The organism is Prevotella sp. P5-50 (assembly GCF_002251295.1).
Classification (GTDB): domain Bacteria; phylum Bacteroidota; class Bacteroidia; order Bacteroidales; family Bacteroidaceae; genus Prevotella.
This window is the reverse complement of record NZ_NPJA01000013.1, coordinates 20,267-46,195: the sequence shown is the minus strand read 5'-3', so window position 1 is coordinate 46,195 and position 25,929 is coordinate 20,267. Positions and strand designations below refer to the sequence as shown.

The 25,929-nt window shown below is 43.4% G+C and carries 24 protein-coding genes and 1 tRNA gene; 18 read left to right on the top strand and 7 right to left on the bottom strand.

The features are described 5' to 3' along the window. The first annotated feature begins 13 nt into the window (after nucleotides 1-13). The 7 genes from CIK88_RS01965 to CIK88_RS01935 all read left to right on the top strand — a co-directional run bounded on the left by CIK88_RS01965 (nucleotide 14) and on the right by CIK88_RS01935 (nucleotide 6,133). Nucleotides 14-1,108 (top strand): DUF1573 domain-containing protein, encoded by a 1,095-nt coding sequence (locus CIK88_RS01965; RefSeq protein WP_094434177.1) that lies wholly within the window; start codon nucleotides 14-16, stop codon nucleotides 1,106-1,108. A gap of 90 nt (nucleotides 1,109-1,198) precedes the next feature. Further along, nucleotides 1,199-2,305, top strand: coding sequence for a methylmalonyl Co-A mutase-associated GTPase MeaB (meaB, locus tag CIK88_RS01960; RefSeq protein ID WP_094434175.1), 1,107 nt, complete (start codon nucleotides 1,199-1,201; stop codon nucleotides 2,303-2,305). Further along, nucleotides 2,302-3,240 (top strand): 4-hydroxy-3-methylbut-2-enyl diphosphate reductase, encoded by a 939-nt coding sequence (locus CIK88_RS01955; RefSeq protein ID WP_254046305.1) that lies wholly within the window; start codon nucleotides 2,302-2,304, stop codon nucleotides 3,238-3,240. The genes meaB and CIK88_RS01955 overlap by 4 nt, the downstream gene beginning before the upstream one ends. A 143-nt stretch (nucleotides 3,241-3,383) precedes the next feature. Then, nucleotides 3,384-4,112: an energy transducer TonB gene (locus CIK88_RS01950; RefSeq protein WP_158214624.1), complete on the top strand. Its 729-nt coding sequence runs from the start codon at nucleotides 3,384-3,386 to the stop codon at nucleotides 4,110-4,112. A 31-nt stretch (nucleotides 4,113-4,143) separates the two neighbouring features. Then, nucleotides 4,144-5,121 (top strand): polyprenyl synthetase family protein, encoded by a 978-nt coding sequence (locus CIK88_RS01945; protein WP_371327163.1) that lies wholly within the window; start codon nucleotides 4,144-4,146, stop codon nucleotides 5,119-5,121. Then, nucleotides 5,121-5,912, top strand: coding sequence for a TatD family hydrolase (locus tag CIK88_RS01940; RefSeq protein WP_094434314.1), 792 nt, complete (start codon nucleotides 5,121-5,123; stop codon nucleotides 5,910-5,912). The genes CIK88_RS01945 and CIK88_RS01940 overlap by 1 nt, the downstream gene beginning before the upstream one ends. A 133-nt stretch (nucleotides 5,913-6,045) precedes the next feature. Beyond that, a tRNA-Ser gene (locus CIK88_RS01935) sits at nucleotides 6,046-6,133 on the top strand. Between the two features lie 505 nt (nucleotides 6,134-6,638). On the opposite strand, the gene CIK88_RS01930 is transcribed toward CIK88_RS01935, so the two are convergent. From CIK88_RS01930 to kbl, 5 genes are all read right to left on the bottom strand, one after another. After that, the gene (locus tag CIK88_RS01930; RefSeq protein WP_094434312.1) at nucleotides 6,639-7,823 is read right to left on the bottom strand and encodes a sugar MFS transporter; all 1,185 of its coding nucleotides are present in this window, start codon (nucleotides 7,821-7,823) and stop codon (nucleotides 6,639-6,641) included. Next, entirely contained in the window at nucleotides 7,789-9,039 is a 1,251-nt protein-coding gene (locus CIK88_RS01925; protein ID WP_094434173.1) for an adenylyltransferase/cytidyltransferase family protein, read from the bottom strand. Before CIK88_RS01925 ends, CIK88_RS01930 begins: the two co-directional genes overlap by 35 nt. An 85-nt stretch (nucleotides 9,040-9,124) precedes the next feature. Next, entirely contained in the window at nucleotides 9,125-9,727 is a 603-nt protein-coding gene (gene rfbC / locus CIK88_RS01920) for a dTDP-4-dehydrorhamnose 3,5-epimerase (protein WP_094434171.1), read from the bottom strand. A gap of 291 nt (nucleotides 9,728-10,018) precedes the next feature. Then, nucleotides 10,019-10,828 (bottom strand): N-acetylmuramic acid 6-phosphate etherase, encoded by an 810-nt coding sequence (locus tag CIK88_RS01910; protein WP_094390870.1) that lies wholly within the window; start codon nucleotides 10,826-10,828, stop codon nucleotides 10,019-10,021. 379 nt (nucleotides 10,829-11,207) lie between these two features. Beyond that, entirely contained in the window at nucleotides 11,208-12,395 is a 1,188-nt protein-coding gene (gene kbl, locus CIK88_RS01905) for a glycine C-acetyltransferase (RefSeq protein WP_094390869.1), read from the bottom strand. Between the two features lie 174 nt (nucleotides 12,396-12,569). On the opposite strand from kbl, the gene CIK88_RS01900 reads away from it, so the two are divergent. Beyond that, nucleotides 12,570-13,526 carry an NAD-dependent epimerase/dehydratase family protein gene (locus tag CIK88_RS01900; RefSeq protein WP_094434167.1) on the top strand — a complete coding sequence of 319 codons (957 nt, stop codon included), beginning with the start codon at nucleotides 12,570-12,572 and terminating at the stop codon, nucleotides 13,524-13,526. Here CIK88_RS01900 and CIK88_RS01895 read toward each other — a convergent pair. Next, nucleotides 13,463-14,050, bottom strand: coding sequence for a hypothetical protein (locus tag CIK88_RS01895; RefSeq protein WP_144269566.1), 588 nt, complete (start codon nucleotides 14,048-14,050; stop codon nucleotides 13,463-13,465). The two genes, CIK88_RS01900 and CIK88_RS01895, sit on opposite strands and share 64 nt — an antisense overlap. 223 nt (nucleotides 14,051-14,273) lie before the next feature. On the opposite strand from CIK88_RS01895, the gene CIK88_RS12685 reads away from it, so the two are divergent. The 4 genes from CIK88_RS12685 (at nucleotide 14,274) to CIK88_RS01880 (ending at nucleotide 16,410) form a co-directional block, all read left to right on the top strand. Further along, nucleotides 14,274-14,399 (top strand): hypothetical protein, encoded by a 126-nt coding sequence (locus CIK88_RS12685; RefSeq protein ID WP_256387684.1) that lies wholly within the window; start codon nucleotides 14,274-14,276, stop codon nucleotides 14,397-14,399. Further along, nucleotides 14,399-14,848 (top strand): hypothetical protein, encoded by a 450-nt coding sequence (locus CIK88_RS01890; protein ID WP_094434163.1) that lies wholly within the window; start codon nucleotides 14,399-14,401, stop codon nucleotides 14,846-14,848. The genes CIK88_RS12685 and CIK88_RS01890 overlap by 1 nt, the downstream gene beginning before the upstream one ends. A 535-nt stretch (nucleotides 14,849-15,383) precedes the next feature. Continuing rightward, complete coding sequence (locus CIK88_RS01885) at nucleotides 15,384-15,797, top strand: hypothetical protein (protein WP_144269565.1); 414 nt, start codon at nucleotides 15,384-15,386, stop codon at nucleotides 15,795-15,797. Nucleotides 15,798-15,897: 100 nt separating this feature from the next. Beyond that, nucleotides 15,898-16,410: a macro domain-containing protein gene (locus CIK88_RS01880; protein WP_094434159.1), complete on the top strand. Its 513-nt coding sequence runs from the start codon at nucleotides 15,898-15,900 to the stop codon at nucleotides 16,408-16,410. A gap of 325 nt (nucleotides 16,411-16,735) precedes the next feature. Here the strand turns inward: CIK88_RS01880 and CIK88_RS01875 are convergent, their stop codons facing one another. Beyond that, complete coding sequence (locus CIK88_RS01875) at nucleotides 16,736-17,992, bottom strand: ATP-binding protein (RefSeq protein WP_094434310.1); 1,257 nt, start codon at nucleotides 17,990-17,992, stop codon at nucleotides 16,736-16,738. 477 nt (nucleotides 17,993-18,469) lie between these two features. On the opposite strand from CIK88_RS01875, the gene CIK88_RS01870 reads away from it, so the two are divergent. The 6 genes from CIK88_RS01870 (at nucleotide 18,470) to CIK88_RS01845 (ending at nucleotide 25,927) form a co-directional block, all read left to right on the top strand. Next, entirely contained in the window at nucleotides 18,470-18,685 is a 216-nt protein-coding gene (locus CIK88_RS01870; protein ID WP_094434157.1) for a helix-turn-helix domain-containing protein, read from the top strand. Nucleotides 18,686-18,764: 79 nt separating this feature from the next. Continuing rightward, nucleotides 18,765-20,294: an RNA-binding domain-containing protein gene (locus CIK88_RS01865; protein WP_094434155.1), complete on the top strand. Its 1,530-nt coding sequence runs from the start codon at nucleotides 18,765-18,767 to the stop codon at nucleotides 20,292-20,294. Nucleotides 20,295-20,330: 36 nt separating this feature from the next. Further along, complete coding sequence (locus CIK88_RS01860) at nucleotides 20,331-20,537, top strand: hypothetical protein (RefSeq protein WP_094434153.1); 207 nt, start codon at nucleotides 20,331-20,333, stop codon at nucleotides 20,535-20,537. A 6-nt stretch (nucleotides 20,538-20,543) separates the two neighbouring features. After that, on the top strand, nucleotides 20,544-21,743 hold the full coding sequence (locus CIK88_RS01855; protein ID WP_094434151.1) for a hypothetical protein: 1,200 nt from the start codon (nucleotides 20,544-20,546) through the stop codon (nucleotides 21,741-21,743). Beyond that, a complete protein-coding gene (locus tag CIK88_RS01850; protein WP_094434149.1) occupies nucleotides 21,733-22,290 on the top strand; it encodes a hypothetical protein in 558 nt (185 codons plus the stop codon). The genes CIK88_RS01855 and CIK88_RS01850 overlap by 11 nt, the downstream gene beginning before the upstream one ends. Beyond that, nucleotides 22,274-25,927 carry an ATP-binding protein gene (locus CIK88_RS01845; protein ID WP_094434147.1) on the top strand — a complete coding sequence of 1,218 codons (3,654 nt, stop codon included), beginning with the start codon at nucleotides 22,274-22,276 and terminating at the stop codon, nucleotides 25,925-25,927. The genes CIK88_RS01850 and CIK88_RS01845 overlap by 17 nt, the downstream gene beginning before the upstream one ends. Nucleotides 25,928-25,929 lie beyond the last annotated feature (2 nt).

Genomic DNA, 25,929 nt, shown 5'->3' with positions numbered 1-25,929 from the left:
AAAAAACGAAATAATGATTTTAAAAAACAAAAGAAAGACAACAAATGGATGGCGATGGCTTGCAGCCTGTTGCCTGATGACAATGCTGCCCTTCGGGGCTATGGCACAGAAACTGATTGCCCAGAAAACTACAATAGATGTGGGTAAGACAGGATTCCAACAACCCGTTACTGCTGTCTTCGAGTTCAGAAACAAAAGCATAAGACGACTGAAAATCGAAAAGGTAGATCCAGATTGTAACTGTACAGTAGTAGAATATCCTAAGACCGTGGTTGGTATGGGAGAACGCTTCCAGATACGGATGACATACGATGCACGGATGCTTGGACATTTCGACAAGCAGGCAGCTATTATCAGTAATGGTACTAAGAAACCTGTATATATACGTATGAAAGGTGTCGTGCTGGCAGACTATCAAGATGTGTCGTGCAATTTCCCTATAGAGATTGGAGAATTGAGAACCGACAAAAATGAACTGGAGTTTGATAACGTCAACAAAGGAGAACATCCTATACAGCAGATACAAGTATATAATAACAGCGACAAGCCATGCCGTCCTAATCTTATGCACCTGCCATCGTATCTCTCTGCAACTGTCGTCCCTGAGAAAATCAACCCAGGACGTACCGCAACCATATCGGTCACGTTGCAGTCGGAAAAGGTCGGAGGATTCGGATTGACGCAATCAAGCATCTATCTCGCAACTAATCCGGGCGATAAAGCTACGGCAGACAATCTCGTTGGAGTATCTACAGTATTGCTGCCAGCATTCGAGGGAATGACATCTGAACTTAGAAAGTTTGCACCAAACATGCAATTGTCGAAAGAGAAGGTGGACGTGGTAATGGCAGGAAAATCAAAAAAGAGTGATGTCGTCAACATAACAAATACAGGACGAAGCGAATTGAAAATCTCGTCCATACAACTTTTTACCGTAGGATTGCGTGTGTCGCTCAATAAGCGAATTCTTAAACCGGGAGAAACCGCACGCTTGAAGATAACTGTATTGCGCGACCAAATCAAAAAGGCACGTACACAACCACGTATTCTGATGATTACCAACGATCCAGACCACTCGAAAGTCGTGATACCGGTTAGCGCAACTTGATAGTCAGCCTAACGGAAAAGCATGTGAGGCATTACAATGTAAAAGAAACTATTATTGACTAAAATATTCGTAACCCATAATTATCGATATATGGAACATCCCGAAAACAACGCAGAATTTGTAGGACTGCAAGTGAACGGTGGCGTAGAGCAGCCGTCTATCATCAATCCTTATCTCAAACGTAATAGATTCAAACGCCGCGAGCTGACTGCTGCCGAAATGGTGGAGGGTATCGTAAAAGGCGATGTGACTGTGCTCTCACAGGCTGTCACACTCGTAGAAAGTGTCAATCCTGATCATCAGGCTAAGGCACAGGAGGTTATCAATAAGTGTCTGCCCTATAGCGGCAATAGTATCCGTGTGGGTATAAGTGGCGTACCGGGGGCAGGAAAATCAACGTCTATCGACGAGTTTGGCATACATGTGCTGAAAGAGAAAGGGGGAAAACTCGCAGTATTGGCTATCGACCCAAGTAGCGAACGCTCTAAAGGTAGTATCCTTGGAGATAAAACGCGCATGGAGAAACTGTCTATTCATCCAGATTCTTTTATCCGTCCTAGCCCAACGGCAGGGTCTTTGGGAGGAGTGGCACGTAAAACTCGTGAGTCGATTATCCTATGTGAAGCTGCTGGATTCGACAAAATCTTTGTAGAAACGGTGGGCGTAGGACAGAGCGAAACGGCTTGTCATTCTATGGTCGATTTCTTCTTACTCATACAGTTGGCTGGTACGGGCGATGAACTTCAAGGCATCAAACGTGGTATTATGGAAATCAGCGACGGTATTGTTATCAATAAGTGTGATGGCGAAAATGTTGATAAATGTCATCTGGCTGCAACCAATTTCCGCAATGCATTACACTTCTTCCCTATGCCTGAGAGTGGTTGGCTGCCCAAGGTACTATGTTATAGTGGATTCTATGGCTTGGGTATCAAGGAAATATGGGATATGATCTATGAGTATATCGACTTTGTCAAAGACAATGGATACTTCAACTATCGCCGTAATGAGCAGGCTAAATACTGGATGTATGAAAGTATCAACGAGCATCTGCGACTCAATTTCTATAATGATGCACTCATACAGAAACGAATGCAAGAGGCAGAAAAGGAAGTCTTGGCTGGACAGCAGACATCGTTTGTGGCTGCACAAAATCTGCTCGATTTGTATTTCGAACAACTCAAAAATGGTAAATGAAGAACGAACAACCGAAAATGAACAATTCGTGTGAAACAAAGGATTCCTCTACGTCTCCCGTAAAAAGGAATGACGGAGGAATCCAAATTGAAATAGACAAAGGGAGCGGCTTTTGTTTTGGTGTGACTACTGCCATAAAAAAAGCAGAGGAGGAACTGGCTAAAGGAACGAAGTTGTATTGTTTAGGAGACATCGTTCATAATGGAATGGAATGCGAACGATTGCGACAGATGGGACTTGTCACCATCAACCATGACGACCTTAGACAGTTGCACAACGTAAAAGTGTTACTTAGAGCACATGGCGAACCGCCAGAAACCTACGTCTTGGCACAACGAAACAATATCGAAATTATAGATGCAACCTGTCCGGTAGTATTGCAGTTGCAAAGACGCATCAAAAAACAATATGAGGCTGGCGGAGGACAAATTGTCATCTTCGGAAAAAATGGACATGCAGAGGTGCTTGGATTAGTGGGACAAACTCAAGGCGAAGCTATCGTCATTGAGAAATTCGACGATGTGAAGTGTCTTGATTTCGAACGAGATATTTATCTGTACTCACAGACTACAAAATCACTCGATGAGTTTCACCGCATTATTGACTATATTCAAGAACATATTCAGCCTAATGCAGTATTCCAGAGTTTCGATACTATTTGCAGACAGGTCGCTAACCGTATGCCTAATATCTCACAGTTTGCAACACACCATGACCTCATACTGTTTGTCTGTGGACGGAAAAGCAGTAACGGAAAAGTGCTCTATAACGAATGCCTGCATATCAATCCCAATTCGCATCTCATAGAAGGACCAGAGGAAATACAACCGGAATGGCTAGAAGGCATAGGAACCGTAGGCATTTGTGGAGCTACCAGTACACCAAAATGGCTTATGGAACAATGTCGTGATGCTATTGTTGCGTTGACAGATTAGGTACTCACGTTCTGAAAAACTCAAATGAATTTGGTTTTTCGCTCACTTAATCGTACCTTTAATCCTTCGGATTTTAGGTACTCACGTTCTGAAAAGCTCAAATGGATTTGGTTTTTCGCTCACTTAATCGTACCTTTGCACAAATGGAACAGAAAAAGATACCACAGGTTGATCTCGATCACCAGCGAACCACAGGTTTCCTGTTGGGACTAGTACTGGTGTTGGCTCTGCTGTTTGTCTCACTTGAATGGAACAGTATGCCCAATGTGGAGACAGACGAAGATATGGATATCAGCGAACTGGTCCATGAAGACGAACTGGTGCCTATGTCCATCGAACAGCAGATGGCTGAGATGCCACCGGCCAGAGCCAAAGCAGAAGAGAGTGAACAACTGCGAGTGGTGGATGACAATGTGGAACTGGCTCATGAAGAGAAAAATGAGCAAGACGATACTGATGGCGATAAAAATGGGGAAGATGATTCTTCTGTACCACAGCAGGTGGATACAGAAGACCCAAAGGTGCTAACTCCTGTGGGTATCGACCCTAACAACAATCCCTTAATGTTTCGTATTGTGGAAGATCTTCCACAGTTTCCTGGGGGTGCCGTAGAACTGATGAAGTGGCTTACACGTAATCTGACCTATCCAAAAGTTGCACAAAGTCGCAAAACACAAGGCAAGGTGGTGGCTTTCTTCTATGTGGAGAAAGATGGAAAAATCACGGGAATAACCATCCATCAGTCGTTGTCGAAAGAATGTGACGATGAAGCACTACGAGTACTAAAACAGATGCCAAGATGGAAACCTGGCATTCAGAACGGCAAGCCATGTCGCACTAAGGTGTGCATACCTATCGTCTTTAAACTATAAAAAACTCTTGAAACAATAAAAACGAATAACAATGATACTATCATCAAACGAAATCCTTCAAGCGGTCAACGATTTCTTGGAAAAACTTCCGTATGACCGTAAACCACAGTCGCTCTATGACCCAATCCGATATGTGTTGTCGCTCGGTGGCAAACGTATTCGACCTGTGCTGATGCTGATGGCATACAACCTCTACAAGGATAAACCAGAGGACATCCTTATGCCTGCATGTGGATTGGAAACGTATCACAACTACACGTTGTTGCACGATGATCTTATGGACAATGCTGACCTCAGACGTGGTCATGAGACCGTTCACAAACGTTGGAATGCCAATACAGCAATTCTGTCGGGCGACTCAATGTTGGTCTTGGCCTATCAGCGCATGGCACAGGTGCCTGCTGAAAAACTGGCGCAGGTGCTCGACTGCTTTACAGAGACTGCATTGGAAATAGGTGAAGGACAGGAATACGACATGGCATTTGAAACCCGAAATGACGTGCGCGAAGAGGAATATATCGAAATGATTCGCTTGAAAACTTCGGTGTTGTTGGCTTGTGCTACTAAGATTGGCGCTATATTGGCTGATGCACCTAAAGAAGATGTCGAAAATCTCTATCGCTTTGGTGAACGTATGGGACTCGCTTTCCAATTGCAAGATGACCTGCTTGATGTATATGGTGACTCAAAAGTATTTGGTAAGGCTATTGGTGGCGACATTACCTCTAATAAGAAAACCTATATGCTCATCAATGCTTTCAACCGAGCAACCGACAAACAACGTGCCGAACTGACTCGATGGGTTGAGGCCACTACATTCGATCGACAAGAAAAGGTTGCTGCCGTGACCAGACTCTACGATGAGATTGGCATACGTCAACTCTGTGAGGAGAAAATCAATGATTATTTCCAACAGGCAGCAGAGAGTCTTGATAAGGTTGGAGTTGATGGCGAACGAAAACAGATGCTCCGTCAGTATATGGATCAATTGCTTCATCGTAACAAATGATGCACTATACCGATACTCATACACACCTTGATGGCGAGGAATTTCTAAACGACCTTGAGGCTGTTGTACAGCGCGCAAAGGACGCTGGGTGTCATCGAGTTCTTATTCCCGCTATCGACAGATCTTCGCTTGAGAGTGTGCCGGCTCTTTGTCTGCGCTATCCTGATTATGCCTTTCCTATGATGGGACTGCATCCGGAAGAGGTGAAGGCTGATTGGCATGATGTGTTAAGCGAAATGCACGAATCACTTCTAACCAATCCATCCTATATTGCAATTGGAGAGGTGGGGCTCGACTATTATTGGAGTCGTGAATTTGAAACAGAACAACTTGAAGTGTTCGAAGAGCAGGTTAGATGGTCTGTAGAGATGCAGTTGCCTTTGGTGATACATTGTCGTAAGGCACAAAACGAAATGGTGGCTATTCTCCGTCGATATGCCGACAAACTTCCTGGTGGCATATTCCATTGCTTCACAGGAAATGAGCAAGAGGCTCGTCAGTTGTTGGATTTTCCTGGTTTTGTATTGGGAATCGGCGGAGTATCAACATTCAAGAAAAGCCATCTGCCAGAGGTTCTTCCTGCTTGTGTTCCACTTGACCGTATCGTTCTTGAAACCGACTCTCCCTATATGGCTCCTGTTCCTCTTCGCGGTCAGCGTAATGAACCGGCATTCATTCAGCATATTATTAGAAGATTGGCAGAAGCGTATGGTGTTAGTGAAGAGAAGATATGTGAAGTCACTGAATCGACAGTCTTGCGCATCTTCCCTCGTCTTGCCGCCTGTCAGTAGAATAACAGTCTATTTGTTGGTAAATAATATGGTTGTTTCGCATGGCGAAGTTGATGTTTGCGGGATATAAATATTCTGTCTTTTTCTTGCCAATGCAAAATAAAAGTAGTAATTTTGCATCCGCTAACGCAAAGGAGAGGTGCTCGAGTGGCTGAAGAGGCACGCCTGGAAAGCGTGTAACCGGCAAAACCGGTTCGGGGGTTCGAATCCCCCTCTCTCCGCTTTTCTATCTTAAAGGGAATCAATCAGGTTCCCTTTTTGTGTGCTTGTTAGAAAACCTTTTAATAGAGTGCTGATGTGGAAATATGTTTACTTGTATAAAACATCATGCCGTTACAGTATTACAGTATTACAGTTTTTGAAAAGCAAAAACGATGGGTTCGTAGCGTTTTTACCAGTTAAAAACCACAAAAAACTATCTAATGAGCCTCAAAAAACGTTTTTGAAAACTGTAAAACTGTAAAACTGTAACGATGTAAAATATCTAATTCTGATATTGTTTCTTTACATACGTATATCGTTTTGTATTGTTAAAAGCCCAAAGGAAATCTTCCTTCCCTGTGCGTGCTATTTCCTAAGTAAGTCCTAAGTAAGTCCGCTGAAACTCCTAAGTAAGTCCCAATGAACTTACGGGCAATATGGGAAATAGATGGGAGATGTTACGGTCAGAAAGGGAAAATACCGCCTACACAGTAATTCTTATGCTTGACGTGGAATGGTTGTTCGCTATTTCCTTCTTGTTGCGGCATATCCTGCAATTACGACATAACAGAGTAGGGGAATGGTGAATGATGTAGCCATGCTGCCTGTTGTGTCGGCAATATATCCCATCAGTATTGGGGCAACGGCACCACCCACAATGGTCATAATGAGCAGCGATGAGGCTATCTTGGTATGGGTTCCTGCATCTCTTAATGCCAAGGAAAAAATGGTAGGGAACATGATGCTCTCACCAAAATATAAAGTGAAGAAGGCGGCAAGCGATACCAAACCGTTACAAGTGACAATGACAAGAGTGGAGAATATGGTGAGCATGGCACATACCATTAATATATATTTGGGTTTGATATAGTTCATCAACACTCCTCCTATCAGGCGTCCTGCAAAAAACAATCCCATGCCGCCAAAAGCAAGATACATACTGGCTTCTTGTTTTTCGATGTGGATACACTCTACGGCGTAATTGATGAAAAAACTGTTTACGCCAGTTTGAGCGGCTACATAGAGAAACAAAGTGAGCATGCCGAAAGTAAAGGCGACAACGTTGATCGGTATGTCTTTTCTCGTTTCTTGCGTTTCCGCTTCATGGGTTTTGCGAGGGTCAGGTAGTTTGACACGAGAGAATATAAATGCCACGACAAGTACAAGTATGCCAACGATAGCATAGGGAACGGCGATGCTTACTCCAGTGAACAACAGCTGACCGCCCACCAACGGTCCCACAATCCATCCTATGCCGTTGAGCGATTGTGATAGGTTGATGCGACTCTCTGCCTTGTCGGGATGTCCGAGAACGGTAGTATATGGGTTTGCACTTGTTTCAAGACATGTCAGTCCACACCCAATGACGAATAGTGACAACACATAATAGTAGAAGCTATTAACCAGTAATCCAGGTATGAACATCAGTGCACCGATGCCGAATAACATGAGTCCAGTCGTTACCCCTTTGCGGTATCCCCATTTCTGAATAATCCATCCTGCGGGTAGTGCCATGAGGAAATAAGCTCCATAGACAGCAGCCTGTGTCAGTGCCGACATGGCTTTGCTGATATGGAATGATTCCTGGAAGTGAGGGTTTAACACTTCCAATATACCATGTGCAAAGCCCCACATAAAAAACAGGGAGCTGATGAGCAAGAAGGGGATAAGGTAATTATGCCCTTCGTATTTGAAGATTGATGGCTTCATGGTGAGCATTTGTAAATTTCTTACTGTCCTTTACTACCAAGGCGAGATATCCTCCTCCACCTGCACCAGGCATTTTCCAAGCCAGTACATCGTCCATGGCGCTGTATTGGTCTATTGTGGGTTGTACGCTTGCTTCGTGGAGCTTCTCGCCGTTGATGGAGGGGGTGACCATGCCAGGGAACATGGCAATTTGTGCTTCAAACGATGCTTTGTAAGCTGCGGCAAAATCGTCAATATTGTGTGCGAGGATGGCAGTCCAGCAGGCATCAGCAGCATCAGCCAGAGCTTTCACCTTGTCGGGGGTGATGTCTTTATCCTCTACCACACTACATCCTGGTCGTCTGGGAGCCATCGGTATCATTACGAGATGGTCTTCAAGGAATCGGAGTGTCATTTCGTCCTGTGTTGTCTCTATCTTTTCCGGCCAGAAATTGTGGTCGTAATAGTGTCGGCAGAGTCCTGGAATACAGATGCCGATTGAGTCTTGTGCGCCTGATATGATTCCATCGTGGCGTTCAGGATTGTTTTCAAAACAGAATACCAGTCGCGCCAACATTTCCGGATCCATATTAGGGAGCTTCACAGGCCATATCTTCTGTATCATTTTTCGTGTTGACGTTGATAGTCCGCAACGGTCTCTTACTTCAAATGTTGGTTCGAGTGAGATGGTGATTGCCCATCCGGGATGGTGCATGCTCACGTATGGTTGGTCTATCCATGTGCCTGCCAAGTCCAGTCGGGTGGGGATAGATTCACCGTTTGTGCTTCCAGCCTGTGTCGTATCTGTTTCTTGTTGCCCTTTGGCAAGTTCAGCCTTTAGTGATGATGACGAACGTGCTTGGAGTCCTTCGTGTGGTGTGCGTTGCAATTCCACATATTCTATACCTCTTTCTTTGCAGAGTTTACGTTTCTCGTCAGAACCACCTTCTGCATTGACCACAAAGACGTCGGGCTTCACCAAGTCGAGTGTGGGTAGAAAGTCAATCACTCCGCTTCCTTGGTTGATATAGGCTTCTTTTACCGCCTTGATGTTTTTCACCATGAAGAGGCGTTCTTCTTGCGGAAACATAGGTTTGCGGTGTTTATATTCCAAATAGGTGGCATCGGATCCGATGCCCACGTATAGGTCGCCATATTGTGCTGCTTGCTGAAAGAACTCCACATGTCCGGAATGTAGTAGGTCGTAACAGCCGCTTACAAATACTTTTTTCTTCATGTTTTTTGTTGTAATAGGTGGATACAACGTTACAAGTGCATCCTGTTTATGAGTTTTGGGTTGTATTTCTATAGTGGTAATAGCGTCAGCGTGTCTCTGATTCAATATATAGATTTGTATTTATATTGAACGGACTATCGAAGTTGGCCAACATCTGGTGTTTGGTGTCTTTTTCCGACAGTAGGGCTTGGTCGGTGGGTATTTTCCAGTTGATGCCCAACGATTGGTCCATGATAGAGATGCCGCCGTCAGCCTCTGGGTGGTAGAATTCGTCACACTTATACTGGAAAACTGCCGTTTCCGATAGTACGGCGAAACCATGTGCAAATCCTTTGGAGATGAAAAACTGTCGGCGGTTGTCTCCTGTCAGTTCTACGGCAACGTGTTGACCAAATGTAGGTGATCCTTTACGTATATCTACTGCAACGTCGAGTACAGCTCCCTTGACACACCGCACGAGTTTACTTTGTGTAAATGGTGGTCGTTGGAAATGCAGTCCGCGCATGACTCCATAGCTTGACATCGACTCGTTGTCTTGTACGAAGCGTATAGTGTGGCCCAGTATTGGTGCGACCTTCTCGTCGAATTCGCGCTGTGAGAAGGATTCGAAGAAATAGCCGCGTGCATCGTTGAACACTTTTGGTTCAAGAATCAGTACGCCTTCGATATTTGTTTTTATTACATTCATAATGACCCTGTTCTATAGGGGTTGATAGGAAATAGCGATGTATTCGCTAACGATATGATATTATTGTATCATGCAAAGTTAGCGTATTATTGTGACATTGCAAAATTTATTGTTGCATTTTTGCTGCTGTGTTTCTTCATAGCAGATGATGGAAAAGTGTTCTGTATTGTTGTCAGCATCTGCAAAACAGCCATTGTCTATGAGTAATGATAAGTATGGGAATTGCCGGTGATGTGACGAATGTCTTGATGGCAATAGCCTCTGTTGAATGGTTAAAAAACGTTTTATGTCTTATAGAAGTGCTTCGGCTTTTTTCACGCTACCGGCTTTTAATATGAGTTTTTTAACTTCATCATAGTCTTTGTATTTGGGATTGCGCTCCATGAAAATTCTCACAGCACGGTCGATGAGCTTTGCGTTGATGAGTTTTGCATTCACCATTTTGTTGCCTTCAACACGTCCGAGACGTATCTGTACTGTGGTGCTTATCATGTCGAATATCAGTTTCTGTGAGCTGCCGGCTTTCATTCGGGTACTTCCCGAGACGAACTCGGGTCCTGTTATAACCTCCACTTTATAGTCGGCTTGGCTGGCTATGGGTGAGTTGGGGTTGTTGACGATGCATCCTGTTGTGATGCCGTTAGCACGACAGTGTTGCAATGCTGCAAGTACGAACGGAGTGGTTCCGCTGGCTGAGATGCCTACAACGATGTCGGCAGTGGAAATGTTTTTGTCGATCAGTTGTTGCCAACTGTTTTTTGTGTCATCTTCACGCGACTCACGTGTTTGTGTCAGACACTCCGTTCCGCCAGGGAATATAGCTTGTATTTGTGTGCCGTCAGTGCCGTATGTGTTTTGCACTTCTATGGTGTCGAGTGTTGCAAGTCGTCCGCCAGTTCCACATCCCACATAGAATAGCCTTCCGCCACACTTAAGTTTTTGTTCTATCGTAGCGATGAGTTTGTTGATTGCCGGTAGTGCATTGCCTATGGCAACGGGAACTTTCATGTTCTCGCAGTTTATATCAGCTGTGATTTGTGCTATGGTCATTTGTTCGAGATGGTCATAGTGTGATGGTTGCTCTGTAATTCGTTTGTCCATTGTGTGATGCTTTTTTGGATGTTAGGTGCAAAAATACAATAAATTATTGAACCATGTTCATATTAGGATGTTTTTTTTGATCGTTTTCGTTAAGCCAGATGAGCAGAGTTAACTTTCCGTTTAAGTGAGCGAAAAATCAAGCTCGCTTGAAGTTTTCCGAACGTGAGGAAAGTCAACGAAGTTAAGTACACTTAAACTCTGCCATGGCGAGAAAAGTATTATAAGGTACTTTTCAGAAAAACAAAAGAGGGATACATCACTTTTGATGCACCCTCTTAGTAATATATCGGGAGATTTTATGTTTCAAATTTGCAGTTTGTTTCAGATTACATCATTAACTGAGCCCTTTTTCAAAGTGGGCTCAGTTAATGATGTAATACTATTTCAGCACACCAAGTTCCTTGCCCACCTTGATAAATGCAGCGATAGCCTTGTCAAGTTGCTCACGTGTATGACCGGCAGAGAGCTGAACGCGGATGCGAGCCTCACCTTTCGGAACTACGGGGTAATAGAATCCCGTAACATAGATGCCTTCCTCAAGCAGGCGGTTTGCATAGCGCTGAGATAGCGGAGCATCGTAGAGCATTACAGCACAGATAGCGCTCTGAGTAGGTTTGATGTCAAAGCCGGCAGCGAGCATCTTGTCGCGGAAGTAGTTTACATTCTCTACGAGGCGATCGTGAATGGTGTTATCCTCCTTCAGCATCTTGAACACCTCAAGGCTTGCACCGATGATTGATGGAGCCAACGAATTGGAGAAGAGATACGGACGACTGCTCTGGCGCAGCATGTCGATAATCTCCTTACGACCAGTAGTGAATCCACCGAGAGCACCACCGAAGGCTTTGCCCAAAGTGCCGGTATAGATATCTACACGACCGTATGTCTTGCAAAGCTCACTCACACCATGACCCGTTGCACCCACAACACCTGCAGAGTGAGACTCGTCAACCATGACAAGAGCATCATATTTCTCTGCCAAGTCACAGATTTTATCAATAGGTGCCACATTGCCGTCCATAGAGAACACACCATCGGTGCAAATGATACGGAAGCGCTGAGCCTGGGCATCCTGCAAGCACTTCTCCAATTCCTCCATGTTTGCATTAGCATAGCGGTAGCGCTTTGCCTTACACAAACGCACACCGTCGATGATAGAAGCGTGGTTGAGTGCATCAGAGATGATAGCATCCTCCTCAGAGAGGAACGAGCCAAACAAGCCACCATTGGCATCGAAGCATGCTGCATATAAGATAGTATCTTCTGTTTGGAAATACTCTGAGATGGCTGCCTCAAGTTCCTTATGGATATCCTGTGTACCACAAATGAATCTTACCGACGACATACCGAAACCACGGCGATCCATCATTTTCTTTGCACCCTCAATGAGGCGTGGGTTATTAGCCAAACCAAGATAGTTGTTTGCACAGAAGTTGAGCACTTCCTTGCCCTTTACCTGAATAGCTGCCTGCTGTGGGCTTTCAATGATACGCTCCTCTTTATAGAGGCCTGCTTGCTTCAGATTCTCCAAAGCGCTTGCGAGATGTTCTTTTACTTTTCCGTACATAATAGGATTATTTAAAAGTTTTAGTTGTTGAAATGCAAAATAACTCATTTTTTTTCAAACTAAAAAAGGTTTTTGTGTTTTTTTTCAATAGAACAAAAAAATGAGCGGTTTTGTATTGCTATTTGGAAAAAAATGCTTTCCTTTGTACCTATAAACGCTAAAATACATAATACTATGAACATGATCTTGGTTATAGGCTCAACAGGCCAGATTGGCTCAGAGCTTACAAGGAAGTTAAGAAGCATTTACGGAAACGCAAATGTTGTAGCTGGTTACATAAAAGGCGCTGAGCCTAAAGGGGAACTTGCAGAGGCAGGACCAATGGCAGAATGCGATGTAACAAATCCTCAGATGATTGCCGATGTAGTGAAAAAGTACAACATCGACACCATCTACAACCTCGCAGCATTACTGTCTGTTGTTGCAGAGTCGAAGCCACGCCTGGCATGGAAAATCGGTATTGACGGCCTATGGAACATCCTCGAAGTAGCTCGCGAGTGCGGTTGCGCTGTATTCACTCCGAGTTCAATCGGTTCGTTTGGTTTGAGCACGCCAAAGATGCTCACACCGCAGGACACCATCCAGCGTCCGCGCACCATCTACGGCGTATCAAAGGTAACAACAGAGCTTCTCAGCGATTACTACTTCAACAAGTATGGTGTAGATACTCGCGCTGTGCGCTATCCTGGTGTTATCTCATACATGACACCTCCAGGCGGCGGCACTACAGACTACGCTGTTGACATCTACTACTCAGCCGTTCGTGGCGAGAAGTTTGTCTGTCCGATTAAGGAGGGCACACTCATGGACATGATCTACATGCCAGATGCATTGAAGGCTGCCATCAACATTATGGAGGCAGACCCCACACGCCTTGTTCACCGCAACGCGTTCAACATCGCTTCGCTCAGCTTTGGACCAGAGACCGTCTTTGCTGCAATCAAGAAGTACAAACCTGAGTTTGAAATGGTTTACGATGTAGATCCGTTGAAACAGAGCATCGCAGAGAGCTGGCCCGATCGCATGGATGACTCTTGCGCTCGAAATGAATGGGACTGGTGTCCGACCTACGACCTCGACACCATGACAAAGGATATGCTTGAGAAACTTACCATAAAGCTCAAAGGATAAACATATCGAAAGCACATACAAGTGGAGAACGTTTTCGTTAAGCCAAATGAGCAGAATAAAGCTCGCTTTAATTCTGCCATGGCGAGAAAACGAAGGATGAAATCCAACACTTCTTCATCTCCATAGCTCTTCTGCTGGAGGTCAGACCAGTCGAACATGTTGTCATTTTCGATAAGCAGATTGTCTGCAAGTTTCCATCCGTCGTTTCTCGAAGTCCACGGTTGAGGCTGATAACCGGCTATCATTCTCAGAATGGAATCGTTCATCTGATTATGGTCCCCTTCGTTCCATAGACGTAAAACAACAATACATCCTCGGCGGGCAGCCTCTTGGGCAAATGTTATTACTTCGTTGATGTACTGTTGAGGATTGTCTGTGTTGTTTCCTTCGCGCGAATGGAGTGAAATTTGCAGTTTGTGGGGTAGGGCATCCAGCATGTCAGAGCGTTGTGAAAGGAGAGTACCGTTGTGGTAACCACTGGTATGAAGCCTTTGTTGCGCGCCTTGTGTATAAACTGTGTTCAAGATAACATCGGGTGATGTCGTATTTCGTATTCATAGTCCATAGGTTGTTTGAAGTGATAAAGGTAATGAAAAAACTTTGGAAACAAAAATAAAAAAGTAATGAAATAAAATTTTTATTACCGATAGTATTGTTATTCCTGTTTTTTCCCCTAATTTTGCATCATGATGAATGTAAACAGATAGATTGCAGAAAAACAATAATAATTAAAAAACACAGAAAACTATGAAAATTAAAGGTTTAATGACTTTTGCCCTCCTCGCCATGGCGATGTCAGCGTCAGCACAGGTGCAACTGCTGTTTTTTGACGGCGGTCGCCACGTTATCGAACGTAATAAAAACTCTACTTGATGGATGCCGGTGACGAGGATCCCTGTTTCGATATTGTGAACTATAAAAAGGCTGGCAATAAGGAAACATTTACCCTGAAACGCAAGGAAAAAGAAAATGATGGAAGCCCCGCAACCTATAATGCCACACTTATTGTGGATGGTGACAAAACCGTGGAACTGATCGTTTCGGGCAAGGGATCCTATGGTGTGCAGAAGTTTTCGGGTAAGGTAAGAAACACTTTGGGAAGTGATTATGAAGACGATCGACTGAAAAAATATTTCAATGGATTGGCTGGCAATCCCACTACCGACACATCTATGCCTGTCGGCAAAGGCAAAATGAATGCTCCTACCAGCGTGAAAGATGTGAAGGAACAAGGTGCCAAAGGAACTGCCGATAAAGTGAAAGATGCGGCTAAAGGTGCATTTGGAAAAGTCAAAGGCGTGTTTGGCAAGAAGAAAAAGTAATATGTTTCGTCATATTACATTTGTATGATGTGAAAGATAGGGCTGGTTTCCCAATGTGGAATCCAACCCTATTCGCTTCTCTTAGTATTGATTCCATAATGCAAGGCGTGGCGCAATGTTCGCATACAGAAAATTCAGTTTTCAAGAAAATTTCGACCACTCGACCATACCTATAGTATAACATGCAGTAGGTTTGAAATTTAAGTGGTGGTCGAAGCCTAAAGTATTCGATCGCCATCGACCACCATCGACCACGCGAATTTTTTCATCTATCGTAAACAAGATATACTAAGTGGGCCATGGTGTCGATGTCTAATTGGGGTTGCTGATGTTTATCAACGCTTTTTCAAACCTTGATAATATTTTTATCAAACGTTGGATAATACCTTTATCAAACGTTAGATAATACCTTTATCAAACGTTAGATAATACTTTTATCAAACGTTGGATAATACTTTTGTCAAACGTTGAAAAAAACTTTGCCAAACGTTAGACAATACTCTTGCCAAACGTTGGACAATACCCTTGCCAAACGTTGGACGATACCCTTGTCAAGACTAACAAACACAATAATATAGGCAACAGGCCCGATCTCAATTCTGTCATTCCCGTTACTACCGGCGCTATGGCGTCAGGAAACGGATGGCAGAGTGTGAAGTTTGGCAAACCGGCAACTGGCAGATATATCGCTCTACAGTGTTTCGATACACAAGACGGTACTCCGCTCTCTGTTGCTGAGATATATCTGAGAGATGTCAACGGGCAACGCATTGCACGCGACCAATGGCAGGTGAAATATGTTAATAGCGAGAACGAAAATGGAAATCACACTGGAGACAAAGCTTTTGACCTGCAAGAGTCAACGTATTGGCAAACGGAAGAGTCGGCAGACATGCCACATCTCTTGGTGATTTCTCTGATGTTTTCTTATTCTGAAGAGGAATTGTAAAATGCATAATGAAGAAAAGTATCTGTTATAGGTATGTTTTTGAACAACATTCGATTTTTTTTTCGTAATTTTGTGGCATAAAATCAAGTAAATATAAGATATGAAAACGATTACATCTGAAACCGGAGAGAAAATAAAAATTGTTGTAGGTGACATAACTAAGTTAGAAGTAGATGCCATCGTTAATGCTGCCAACAAGACTCTGCTGGGTGGAGGTGGCGTGGACGGCGCTATTCATAAAGCCGCTGGTATTGGACTTCTGAAAGAGTGTAGAACCTTAGGTGGCTGTAATGTGGGTCAAAGTAAAATGACAGAAGCATATCAACTGCCTTGTAAGAAAGTCATTCATACCGTTGGACCTATATGGTATGGTGGCTCTGACAATGAACGCAAAATGCTGGAATCTTGTTATGATACCGCGATGCAACTTGCAGAGGAACATCATTTGAAGAGTATTGCTTTTTCATGTATCAGTACCGGAGTATTTGGCTTTCCGAAAGCTGAAGCAGCACAAATTGCAAAACGTGTTATCTGCGAACATATCCGAAACGGCTATGATGGAGAGGTTATCATTTGTTGCTTCTCTGAAGATGATGCCCGGTATTATCTGTAGGGGAACTGGGCCTTATAGCTCAGCTCCTTAAATATCACTCATTCTGCATCGCAAAGTCTGGCTTGATACTAGAAAAAACATAATTACTCATGTATCGTTCTATTATTGGAAAGGAATAACTAAAAAGAAAATCCGCATAACTCACCTGAGCTATGCGGATTTATTTATCTATACCTTTCGGTAGTTATCTATACTTACTTCACTTCTTCAAATCTAAACGCTATTGTGTATCATGCGATTACAAATACGCGTAAACGATAAGAGAATGTAAAAGGGGCTGTAAAGCCAAACAAAAATAGAAATCCCAAGTAAGGGACTATTTGTTCTATAAATCCAAACTATCCTCTTTTAGAAGGAAGTCGAAAAGACCTATTGTTAGTATGCCTTCTTCATTGCGACGTGGCATGATGTGGTCCTTCACAATGATAACCTTTTTGAAAGAATCATTAATGTTTGTAAGTGGGCGAGATTCCTGTATCTCTTTCTCCCTGTCAGGGATGGACAAGGCAGACTGCACATAATATTTCTTGCTGCCGAGGCTGGCAATAAAGTCCACTTCAAGTTGGATACGAACCCACTTGCCATTCTTGTCCTGCTTCTTAATCTCCACCATTCCAACGTCTACGCTATAGCCGCGTGTGATCAGTTCGTTGTAAATGATGTTCTCCATGATGTGCGTTTCCTCTTGTTGGCGCATATCTAAGATGGCATTTCTCAGACCTATATCAGAGAAATAGTATTTGGATAGCGTGTTGATGTATTTCTTACCTTTTATGTCGTAGCGTATTGCTTTATTTAACAGGAACGACTCAGACAGATAGGTGAGGTAATTCGCAATCGTCTGACTGCCAATGCTTACATTCTTAACGCTTTTGAAGGTGTTCGACAATTTAGTAGGATTGCATGGAGCACCTATAGACGAAGCCAAAATTAGCACCAACTCACGCAGTTCATTATCGTTTTTGATTTTATGCCTTTCGATAATATCTGCCAAATAAACTGTTTCAAACAAACCCTTCAAGTAGTTGATTTTCTTTTCTTCGGTTTCAAAAGACTGTATAAGTGGCAAACCTCCATAGGTATAATATTCGCGCCATGCATCCTGCTTGTCACCGCCAACGGCAGAATAAAACTCCGCAAAAGACAATGGATTAACATGAATAGTCTCTCCTCGACCACGAAATTCCGTAGGAATGTCTGATGATAGGAAGTGAGAGTTACTGCCTGTCACGTATGTGTCAGCATTATCAATATGCCGGAAGCTATTCAACACATCAACAAACTCATCCATCAATTGCACTTCATCAATAATGATGTAATACAGTTCTTTGTCCTTGATTCTGTCATGAACATAGTGAAGCATAGTGTCTGGATTTCTCAGTTCCTTGTTCATGCGGTCTTCAAGGTCAATGCGGATGATGTGGTCATCAGCCACTCCATTATCTAATAGGTAGTGATAGAACAAGACGTTCAGCAGATATGATTTGCCACATCTACGAATACCTGTTACAACTTTGATAAAGCCATTCTGACGGCTTTCTATCAACTGCTTTAGATACCTGTCTCTTTTTATCTCCATCATTTGCATTATATTTTTGCCAGTATTGGCAACTTTTTATGATGCGAAGATAACGTTTTTTATTCTACTACACAAGTTTTACATTAAAAAACTGCCAATCTTGACATAATTTTAATGCAGAGATAGCAAGAGTGACCAAAATTTAGTTTCAAATTGAGGCAATCTCAAAGCATTTGGAGAAACGAACTTTTTATGATTTTCTCTGAACTTTTCTCCGAACCAAATACATCCTCCTCCGAACTATCATTGCCTCCATATATGAATGCGATTTCCGCGGAGAAAACCATATGGTTGTCAGTCATTTCAAAAGATATTTCAAATACACATTATATTTAATAATAAGCATGAATATTGTCATGTACTCATCAAAAGATTGGTCTTTTAATCAAATTTTGGCTTATTTATGGAGTTTTTTTGAGCATATCAGCATTTGTCTCGATTATTTTTTTTAACTTTGCCGTCAAACAACAGAAATCTATCATGGCAAAGTTAAATCGTATAAGAGTTGTTCTCGCAGAACGCGACTTGAACAATAAGTGGCTGTCCGACAAACTCGGTAAGGATCCTGCTACTGTGTCCAAGTGGGTCACCAATACCACCCAGCCAAGCCTTGAAGCCCTCATTGCAATAGCCAATGCGCTTGAAGTGCCTGTGCAGGAGTTGGTGAGACAGGAAGAATCCAATCAAGAGAAATAAGTCAACTGACGAACGAAGCAAGAGCAGAGTCAAAGCTTGTTTTGGCTATGCCTTGCAAGAAGGAAGAAGACGAAGTCAAATGATAACAAAAGACGAAATACAAGAACTGCTGCATAGCACGGAAACCTATCGTGTGGAGCTAACCACGTCAACAGGTGACATGGATAAGTTCCAAGAGGCCATCTGTGCCTTTGCTAACGATCTGCCCAATTCGCGCAAGAATGGCTACCTGATATTGGGCGCTTACGACAACGGAGAGTTGTCGGGGTTGAAGGTCACTGATGACTTACTGAAGAAGATTGCAGCCATACGCAGCAACGGAAACATCCTGCCTATACCTGTTATGAGTGTTGACCGTTTCCAGTTCCCGGAAGGTGACTTGCTGGTTGCTGAGGTCAGTCCGTCTGACCTGCCACCTGTGCGCTATCGTGGACGAACTTTTATTCGTATCGGTCCTCGTCGTGACATAGCTACAGAAGCAGAAGAGCGCATCCTTGCAGAACGAAGAATGTCATTCATGGCCACCTTCGATACCATGCCTTGTTTGGCTGCCAAACTGAATGATGTCAACACGGACTTGCTGCATACAAAGTATCTGATACCGTTATTAGGCAATGAGTTAGTGGAATCTGATACTCGTCCCATCGAGGAACAGATGGCCGCTGTGGGCATGTATGACACGGAGCACCAATGCCCCACATATGCAGCAGTCGTACTGTTTGGCTACAAGCCACGCCGTTTCATGCCAGGTCTTTATGTGCAGTATGTATGCTTCAAGGGTGAAGACGTGACCAGTGAGGTAGAGAACGAAATGCAGTTGGAAGGCAATTATTGCGAACTGCTGCCACGTATAGAATCGCTTTTGGAGTTGTCTGTCATCAAGAAGAAACCTGTTTTTGTTTCTATCCTACGCGAGGAAATGGTCAGCAATTACCCCTATCTGGCTATCCGAGAGCTTCTTCTCAACGCCTGCATGCATCGCGATCTACAAAGCAATACCCCATTGCGTTTCTATGAGTTTGCCAGCCATCTGGAAATACTGAATGCTGGAGGGCTTTATGGAAACGCACGCCCAGAGAATTTCCCCAGTGTGAACGACTATCGCAACCCACTTGTAGCCAGTGCCATGAAGACGCTGGGCTATGTCAATATGTTCAATCGAGGTGTAGGACAAGTCCAGACAGACTTGAAGGAAAATGGCAACCAACCCGCAGAGTTCAACGTTAATCTTATCACGGCATTCAAGGTTGATGTGAGAGTCTCACAGAGTTATACCAATAACAATGGCGGTAAAGATGGCGGTGATATCGTAGAAAATGTCGTAGGAAAAGATCTTAATGACGTAGAAAAAACCTCAGATGTCGTAGAAAATGTCGTAGAAAACATAGAAAATGTCGTAGAAAACATTCTTGCAAGCATATCTAAGAATTCAACCATATCCACAAAAAAACTGGCAGCGATGTGTTCTCTTTCTGAAAGACAGGTACAGCGTATCATGACCAAATTGAAAGAACAATGTGTTATCCGTCGCATTGGGCCAGATAAAGGTGGACACTGGGAAATAATAGCACCACAGTCTTTGGAGAAAGATACCCAAGAATACTATTAGAAGTAAACAAGAATATAAAAACGAAATATAACTCTGATGGATTACGACAATGGATTCATATTGCAGAAGACGGTGGACTGGTCGTTGCTGAATGACAACTCCACGAACATCATTATCATCAGTCCCAATTACCACCGTATCATCCACAAGAACAATCCACACTTCAACCGCAAGAAGTTCCAGTTCGAGTTCCCAAATGGTAAGGTATTGCGGCTGAAGCTGTATGAACATTTGAAAGTTTGATACTTTATGGAGATACTATCACATTTCAGAACCATAGAAGAGCTTACTAAAACACTCTCGCGAGAACAAGGATTACTGAGCGAGATGTTTGAGAAGCGGAAACTGATGAAGTTTCCGCAAGGACTGGCTTTGGAATTGGTGGGTGGTAATGAAGCCCGACTGAGAAAACTGCTGGATTATGGTGTACTAGTGGAAACGGGTAATACAGTAGAGATTGAGAGTGACTATCTCAATTTCTTTGAAGAAGTATTGAACGTGAACGAGGAAATTAGTGTTCTGAGCGTACAGGAATGTATCAACACTCTAAAAGAACACATTGGCTATTTCTTACAAGAAACGAATACTAACCGTAAGGCAGGATATCAGGATAGTGTACGGCAACTACTGAAGAAAACGGGATTCAGGACTCTGAAGAATGTGGTGGACCTGAAACGCAATATGGATAATGCGTATAAGCAAGAGCCTAACTATATTATCAAGAAAAAGAAACTTCAGAACCTTGATGAGAAAAGTCACAGTATCCGTTCGATGATACGTGAATGTGAGAAACTGATGGACAATGAGTACGCCTTCTTCCTGATGGCCAATGATCCACACATGGCAAAGACGTGCAGCGACGTGAAACACGACTTTGTAGAGGCGTACCATGCGTTGATGGAAATAGACAGGCAGATTATTGTTTATATCAACCAGATAGAACAGCAGAACCAACTCTATAAGAAGATACGTAAGCTGAAATATCTGCAAGACCAGTTGCTTATCAAGACAGATACCAATCTGGTGCAGGTGCTGGATGAAAGTAATCCGCTATGGATGGAATCCCGCCAATACAGCAAAATAAGGCTCTCTTTGGAAATGCTTAGAGAGAATGACCAGATAGTAAGCATTCTGAGACGGATAGCCGAGCGCAATGGTCTGCGGAAAACAGCCAGGACAGAGGCGGAACCGCTGACAGACGAGGACTTGCAAGACCATGTGCAGCGGTTAAAAGGTGTCGATCCTGCTGAGGTATGGAATGCCTTTTCTGCTTCGAGCTACAACCTGTTTGATTTCATCCTGAGATATGATTATAAGACCAAGCGTGATATAGAAGATCACGCAGCTCTCTTTTGCCAACTGGTCATTTTGCATCCTGAAGAATGCCGAATGACAGGGAAATACGCCACCTATCAAGACATTGAATATCCTATCATCTATGCGAAATAATACTCAACGAATATACGAGCGACTGAGCCGCGGAGAATTCCTTTCGGTGGACAGTACTGAAGCCTCTATCCGTCATCTGTACGAGGATATTGAGGAGAACTTCGACGATTATGCAGACTTCTTCAAAGAGATTGGTTTGCAATTGGAGAGTGGCAACGGCTACTTTTACTTCTCACGTATTGGTGAGGGTAAACAATCCATAGAACAAAAGTTAGAGAGTTTTTCGAAATGGCTTGACTATCTGGACTTCCTGAAGACCTATAACCAGTCGTTTACGGCGGGCTATCAGTTCCGAAAGAGCAATCTGATAGAGCAGATCAGCCTGGACATTGAACTGAAAGAGAAAGCAGGTCATCTCTATAAGAAATATGGCGTAGGCTCCTATTTAGAGATAGTGAACAAACTGTTGCAGGAAATGCAGAGTATGGGCTTTGCCGAGTGTGTCAGTGAGCAGGACGAAACCTATAAGATTACATCTGCATTTCACTATGCTGAAGAACTGGTTAACATGATTCAAATAGCCAACGAAGATGAAATACCTGAATAAGATCATATTTATCAATAGCGCCAATATACCCTACGCTGAAATTTCTGTAGATGGCAACGTACATTTCACGGGAACCCAAGGTGTGGGCAAGAGTACTGTGCTGAGGGCATTACTTTTCTTTTATAATGCTGATAAGCATCGCCTTGGCATACAGCAAGCTCAAAAGTCGTTTGACGAGTTCTATTTCCGCCAGTCAAACTCTTATATCCTTTACGAGGTAATGCGCGACAATGGGGCATACACTATTTTGGTGAGCCGTTATCAGGGACGTGCCTCATGGCGATTCATAGATGCTCCTTATCAGCGTGATTGGCTCGTAGATGAAGACAAACAAGTGTTGAGCGATTGGGTTAAAATACGCGAGCGAATCGACAAAAACGTGTCTGTATCTGCAAGAATAGATTCTAGCGTGATGTTTAAGGATATCATCTTTGGCAATACTCACGACCACAAATACACTCGCTATGCCTTGGTGCAGAGTGCCCATTATCAGAATATTCCACGAAGCATTCAGAACGTATTTCTGAACACCAAACTGGATGCCGACTTCGTGAAGAACACCATCATACAATCTATGGCAGATGAGGATCTTCCCATCGACCTGCAGACTTATAGAAGACTGGTGACTGACTTTGAACGCGAGTATGACGAAATAGACTGCTGGTTCAGGCAGACTCGTGACGGTAACTACCCTGTGCGCCAACAGGCAGTGAAGATTGCTGAACAGGGGAGGAGAATCGTGGCTCTCGACCAGCAATTATTAGATGTATGGCGGATGTTGAATCACGCTGTGGCTGAAAGCGAAGAGAAGATACCACTCTTGGAATCTGAGGCTACTGAACTAAAAACAGACATCGATAAAGAGCGCACCCGTGAAAAAGAACTTACAGCAGAATATGAAAAGGAAAAAGATGCGCTGAACCAAGAATTGGGAGGCAAAAAGAGTAAACTGAAAGAGATCGTTCAGGCAAGAAAAGAATTTGAAGCACTGGGTATCGAAGAGAAACTTGCATTGGCCGCTCGTGAAGAAAGCATCAAACAAGAGACTGCTGATAAGCAAATGTTATTGGATGACCTATTGAAAACCCATGCGTCGATAGAGGAAAAATACAATATCGCCAAAGGGAAGCTGGAGAATGCCCGTCAGTCATTTGAAAATGCTCAAAAAGAAGCCTATTATCAGAAGCAAGAGTCATTGCAAAAGGAACGAAAGCTGCTAGAGGATGAACGAACGAAAAACAGAAACTCACTAATGGATGCCTTCAACAATTGGCGGCATGAATCGGATGAGCGACTGGAGTTGTTACAGAAAGAACAAAACAGGGCTGACAATGCCGTAAAAGATTTGCGCTTGTGGCATCCCAAGGCTTATGAAGTGACTCAGATAAAGGAACAGCTTCGGAAATTGGAGGTAACAGAAAAGGAGAACGCTGCACGACAAACAGCCGTAAAGAGTCAGATTGCTCAGATCACCACTGAGTATGAGATGAAAGAAGCAGAACTGAAACAGGTCTCTCAGCGCGAGCAAGAACGTTTAGAAACTAACCGATCACAGTATAGAGAGCAAATCACCAAGATTGAAGAATTGCTTTCAAATCTTGACGGTTCGTTGTATCAATGGTTAACAGAAAATGCTGAAGGTTGGGAAGAGACCATCGGAAAAGTGGTTGATGAAGAAAGAATCCTATATGCCGGAGGACTTGAACCCCAATTTGTAAAAGCAGCATCTGATGGCTTATTTGGTGTCAAGCTGAACTTAGACAACATTGATGCCGTACATCGTACCCCCGATGATTATCGTACAGAGAAGAAACATTTGGAAGAGCAACTGCAACAGACAAACCGAGAACTGACACAACTGCCTGTCACACTTCAAGAGGACATTTCGAAACTTGGAAAGAAATATGCTGTTCAGCTCAATCCGCTCCGTCAGCAAGCAACATTGTTGAAAGTGGAAGAAGAACAGATTCCCGTAAAGCGTCAGGATCTGCAAAATCAGCAACACAAGTTGGAGATGGAAGAGCAAGATCTGATTGCACAGGAAAAGGAAATGCGTGAACGGGCTTTCAATGAGGCTCTGCTTAAAGTACAGGCAGAAAAAGAAGTTCGCGAGGCGAAAGAGGCTAAGAATAAAAAGGAACTCAAAGATCTTGATACAGCCTTCAACAAAACCTCAAAAGCCCTTGACGAAGAATTGCGTGCATTCAAGGTGTTGCAGGACAAAGAAGCGACCACTAGAGATCAAGAGTTCGATGCTCAAATGTCTCAACTTGACGAACAGCAGAAAGCAGAACTGGCAGGAAATGGCGTGGATGTGACGCTGCTGGAACAATACCGCAAAGCTTTAGACGCTCTCAAGGAATTGTCGAAACAGATAGAAGCAGAACGTCCAACGGTCATCAGATATCGTGATGCAGAGCAAAATCTGTTTGCGAAAGAACCTGTAATCAAGAAGAGTATCAAGGACATTGAGCAACAGCTTGCAATGATGCGTCAACGCTATGAAGACAAGCGTACCCGTATCGAGAAGAAACAGCAGGAGTTGGAAGAACGTCAGAAGTCGATTCTGAAGGACTTGACGCACAGACGTGAGGGACTAAACCAATACCATCAAATGGTGGAGAACGAGCATCTTGTGCCAGACACATTCCTCTCAGATGACAAACTGATAGTGGGCCATCAGGACTGTCAACAACTCATCAGCCAATTGAGAGGAATAGTCAATCAGAAGCGGGAAACGATAGAAAAACTGAAGGATACTGTTATCAACTTCAATCGCAACTTCAAGCCTCAGAATGCGTTCCATTTCAATACGATGCCTGTAACAGATAATGATTATTTGCAGATTGCTGTTGATTTGCAAGACTTTATGGACAACAACAAAATTGAAGAGTTCCGCCGTCGCACCAGTGAGCATTATAAAGATATTCTGGGACGTATCTCTACAGAAATTGGTGCGCTAATGAAGCGTAGGTCAGATGTGGACAGCGTGATACTCGATATCAACAGGGATTTTGTAGAGAAGAACTTTGCTGGTGTCATTAAAAGTATCGAACTCAGAGCCAATGAGTCATCCGACAGACTCATGCAGTTGCTCATGTCCATTCATGACTATACAGTGGATAATGCGTTGTCGATTGGTGAACTCAACCTTTTCTCAAGCGACAATCGTGACGAGGTGAACCGCAAGGTTGTAGATTACCTGAAGAGTCTCTCCCATCAGTTGCAGGATGAACAAAGTCGCCCAACGGTATCACTTGGCGATGCATTCCGTCTGCAGTTCAGAGTGAAAGAAAACGATAATGATACGAACTGGGTAGAACGTATCAATAATGTGGGGTCTGATGGAACTGATATTTTGGTTAAGGCAATGGTGAATATCATGCTTATCAACGTGTTCAAAAAGAAAGCAGAAAGGAAGAATGGCAATTTCATCGTACATTGTATGATGGATGAGATTGGGCGACTTCATCCCAATAACATCAAAGGCATTCTACAGTTTGCCAATTCGCGTAACATCTATCTCATTAACAGTTCGCCAACGTCATATAACCCATACGATTACAAATACACCTATCTACTCAGTAAGCATGGTGTAAAGACAAGAGTGGACAAATTGTTGAAACGAACAAAATAGGA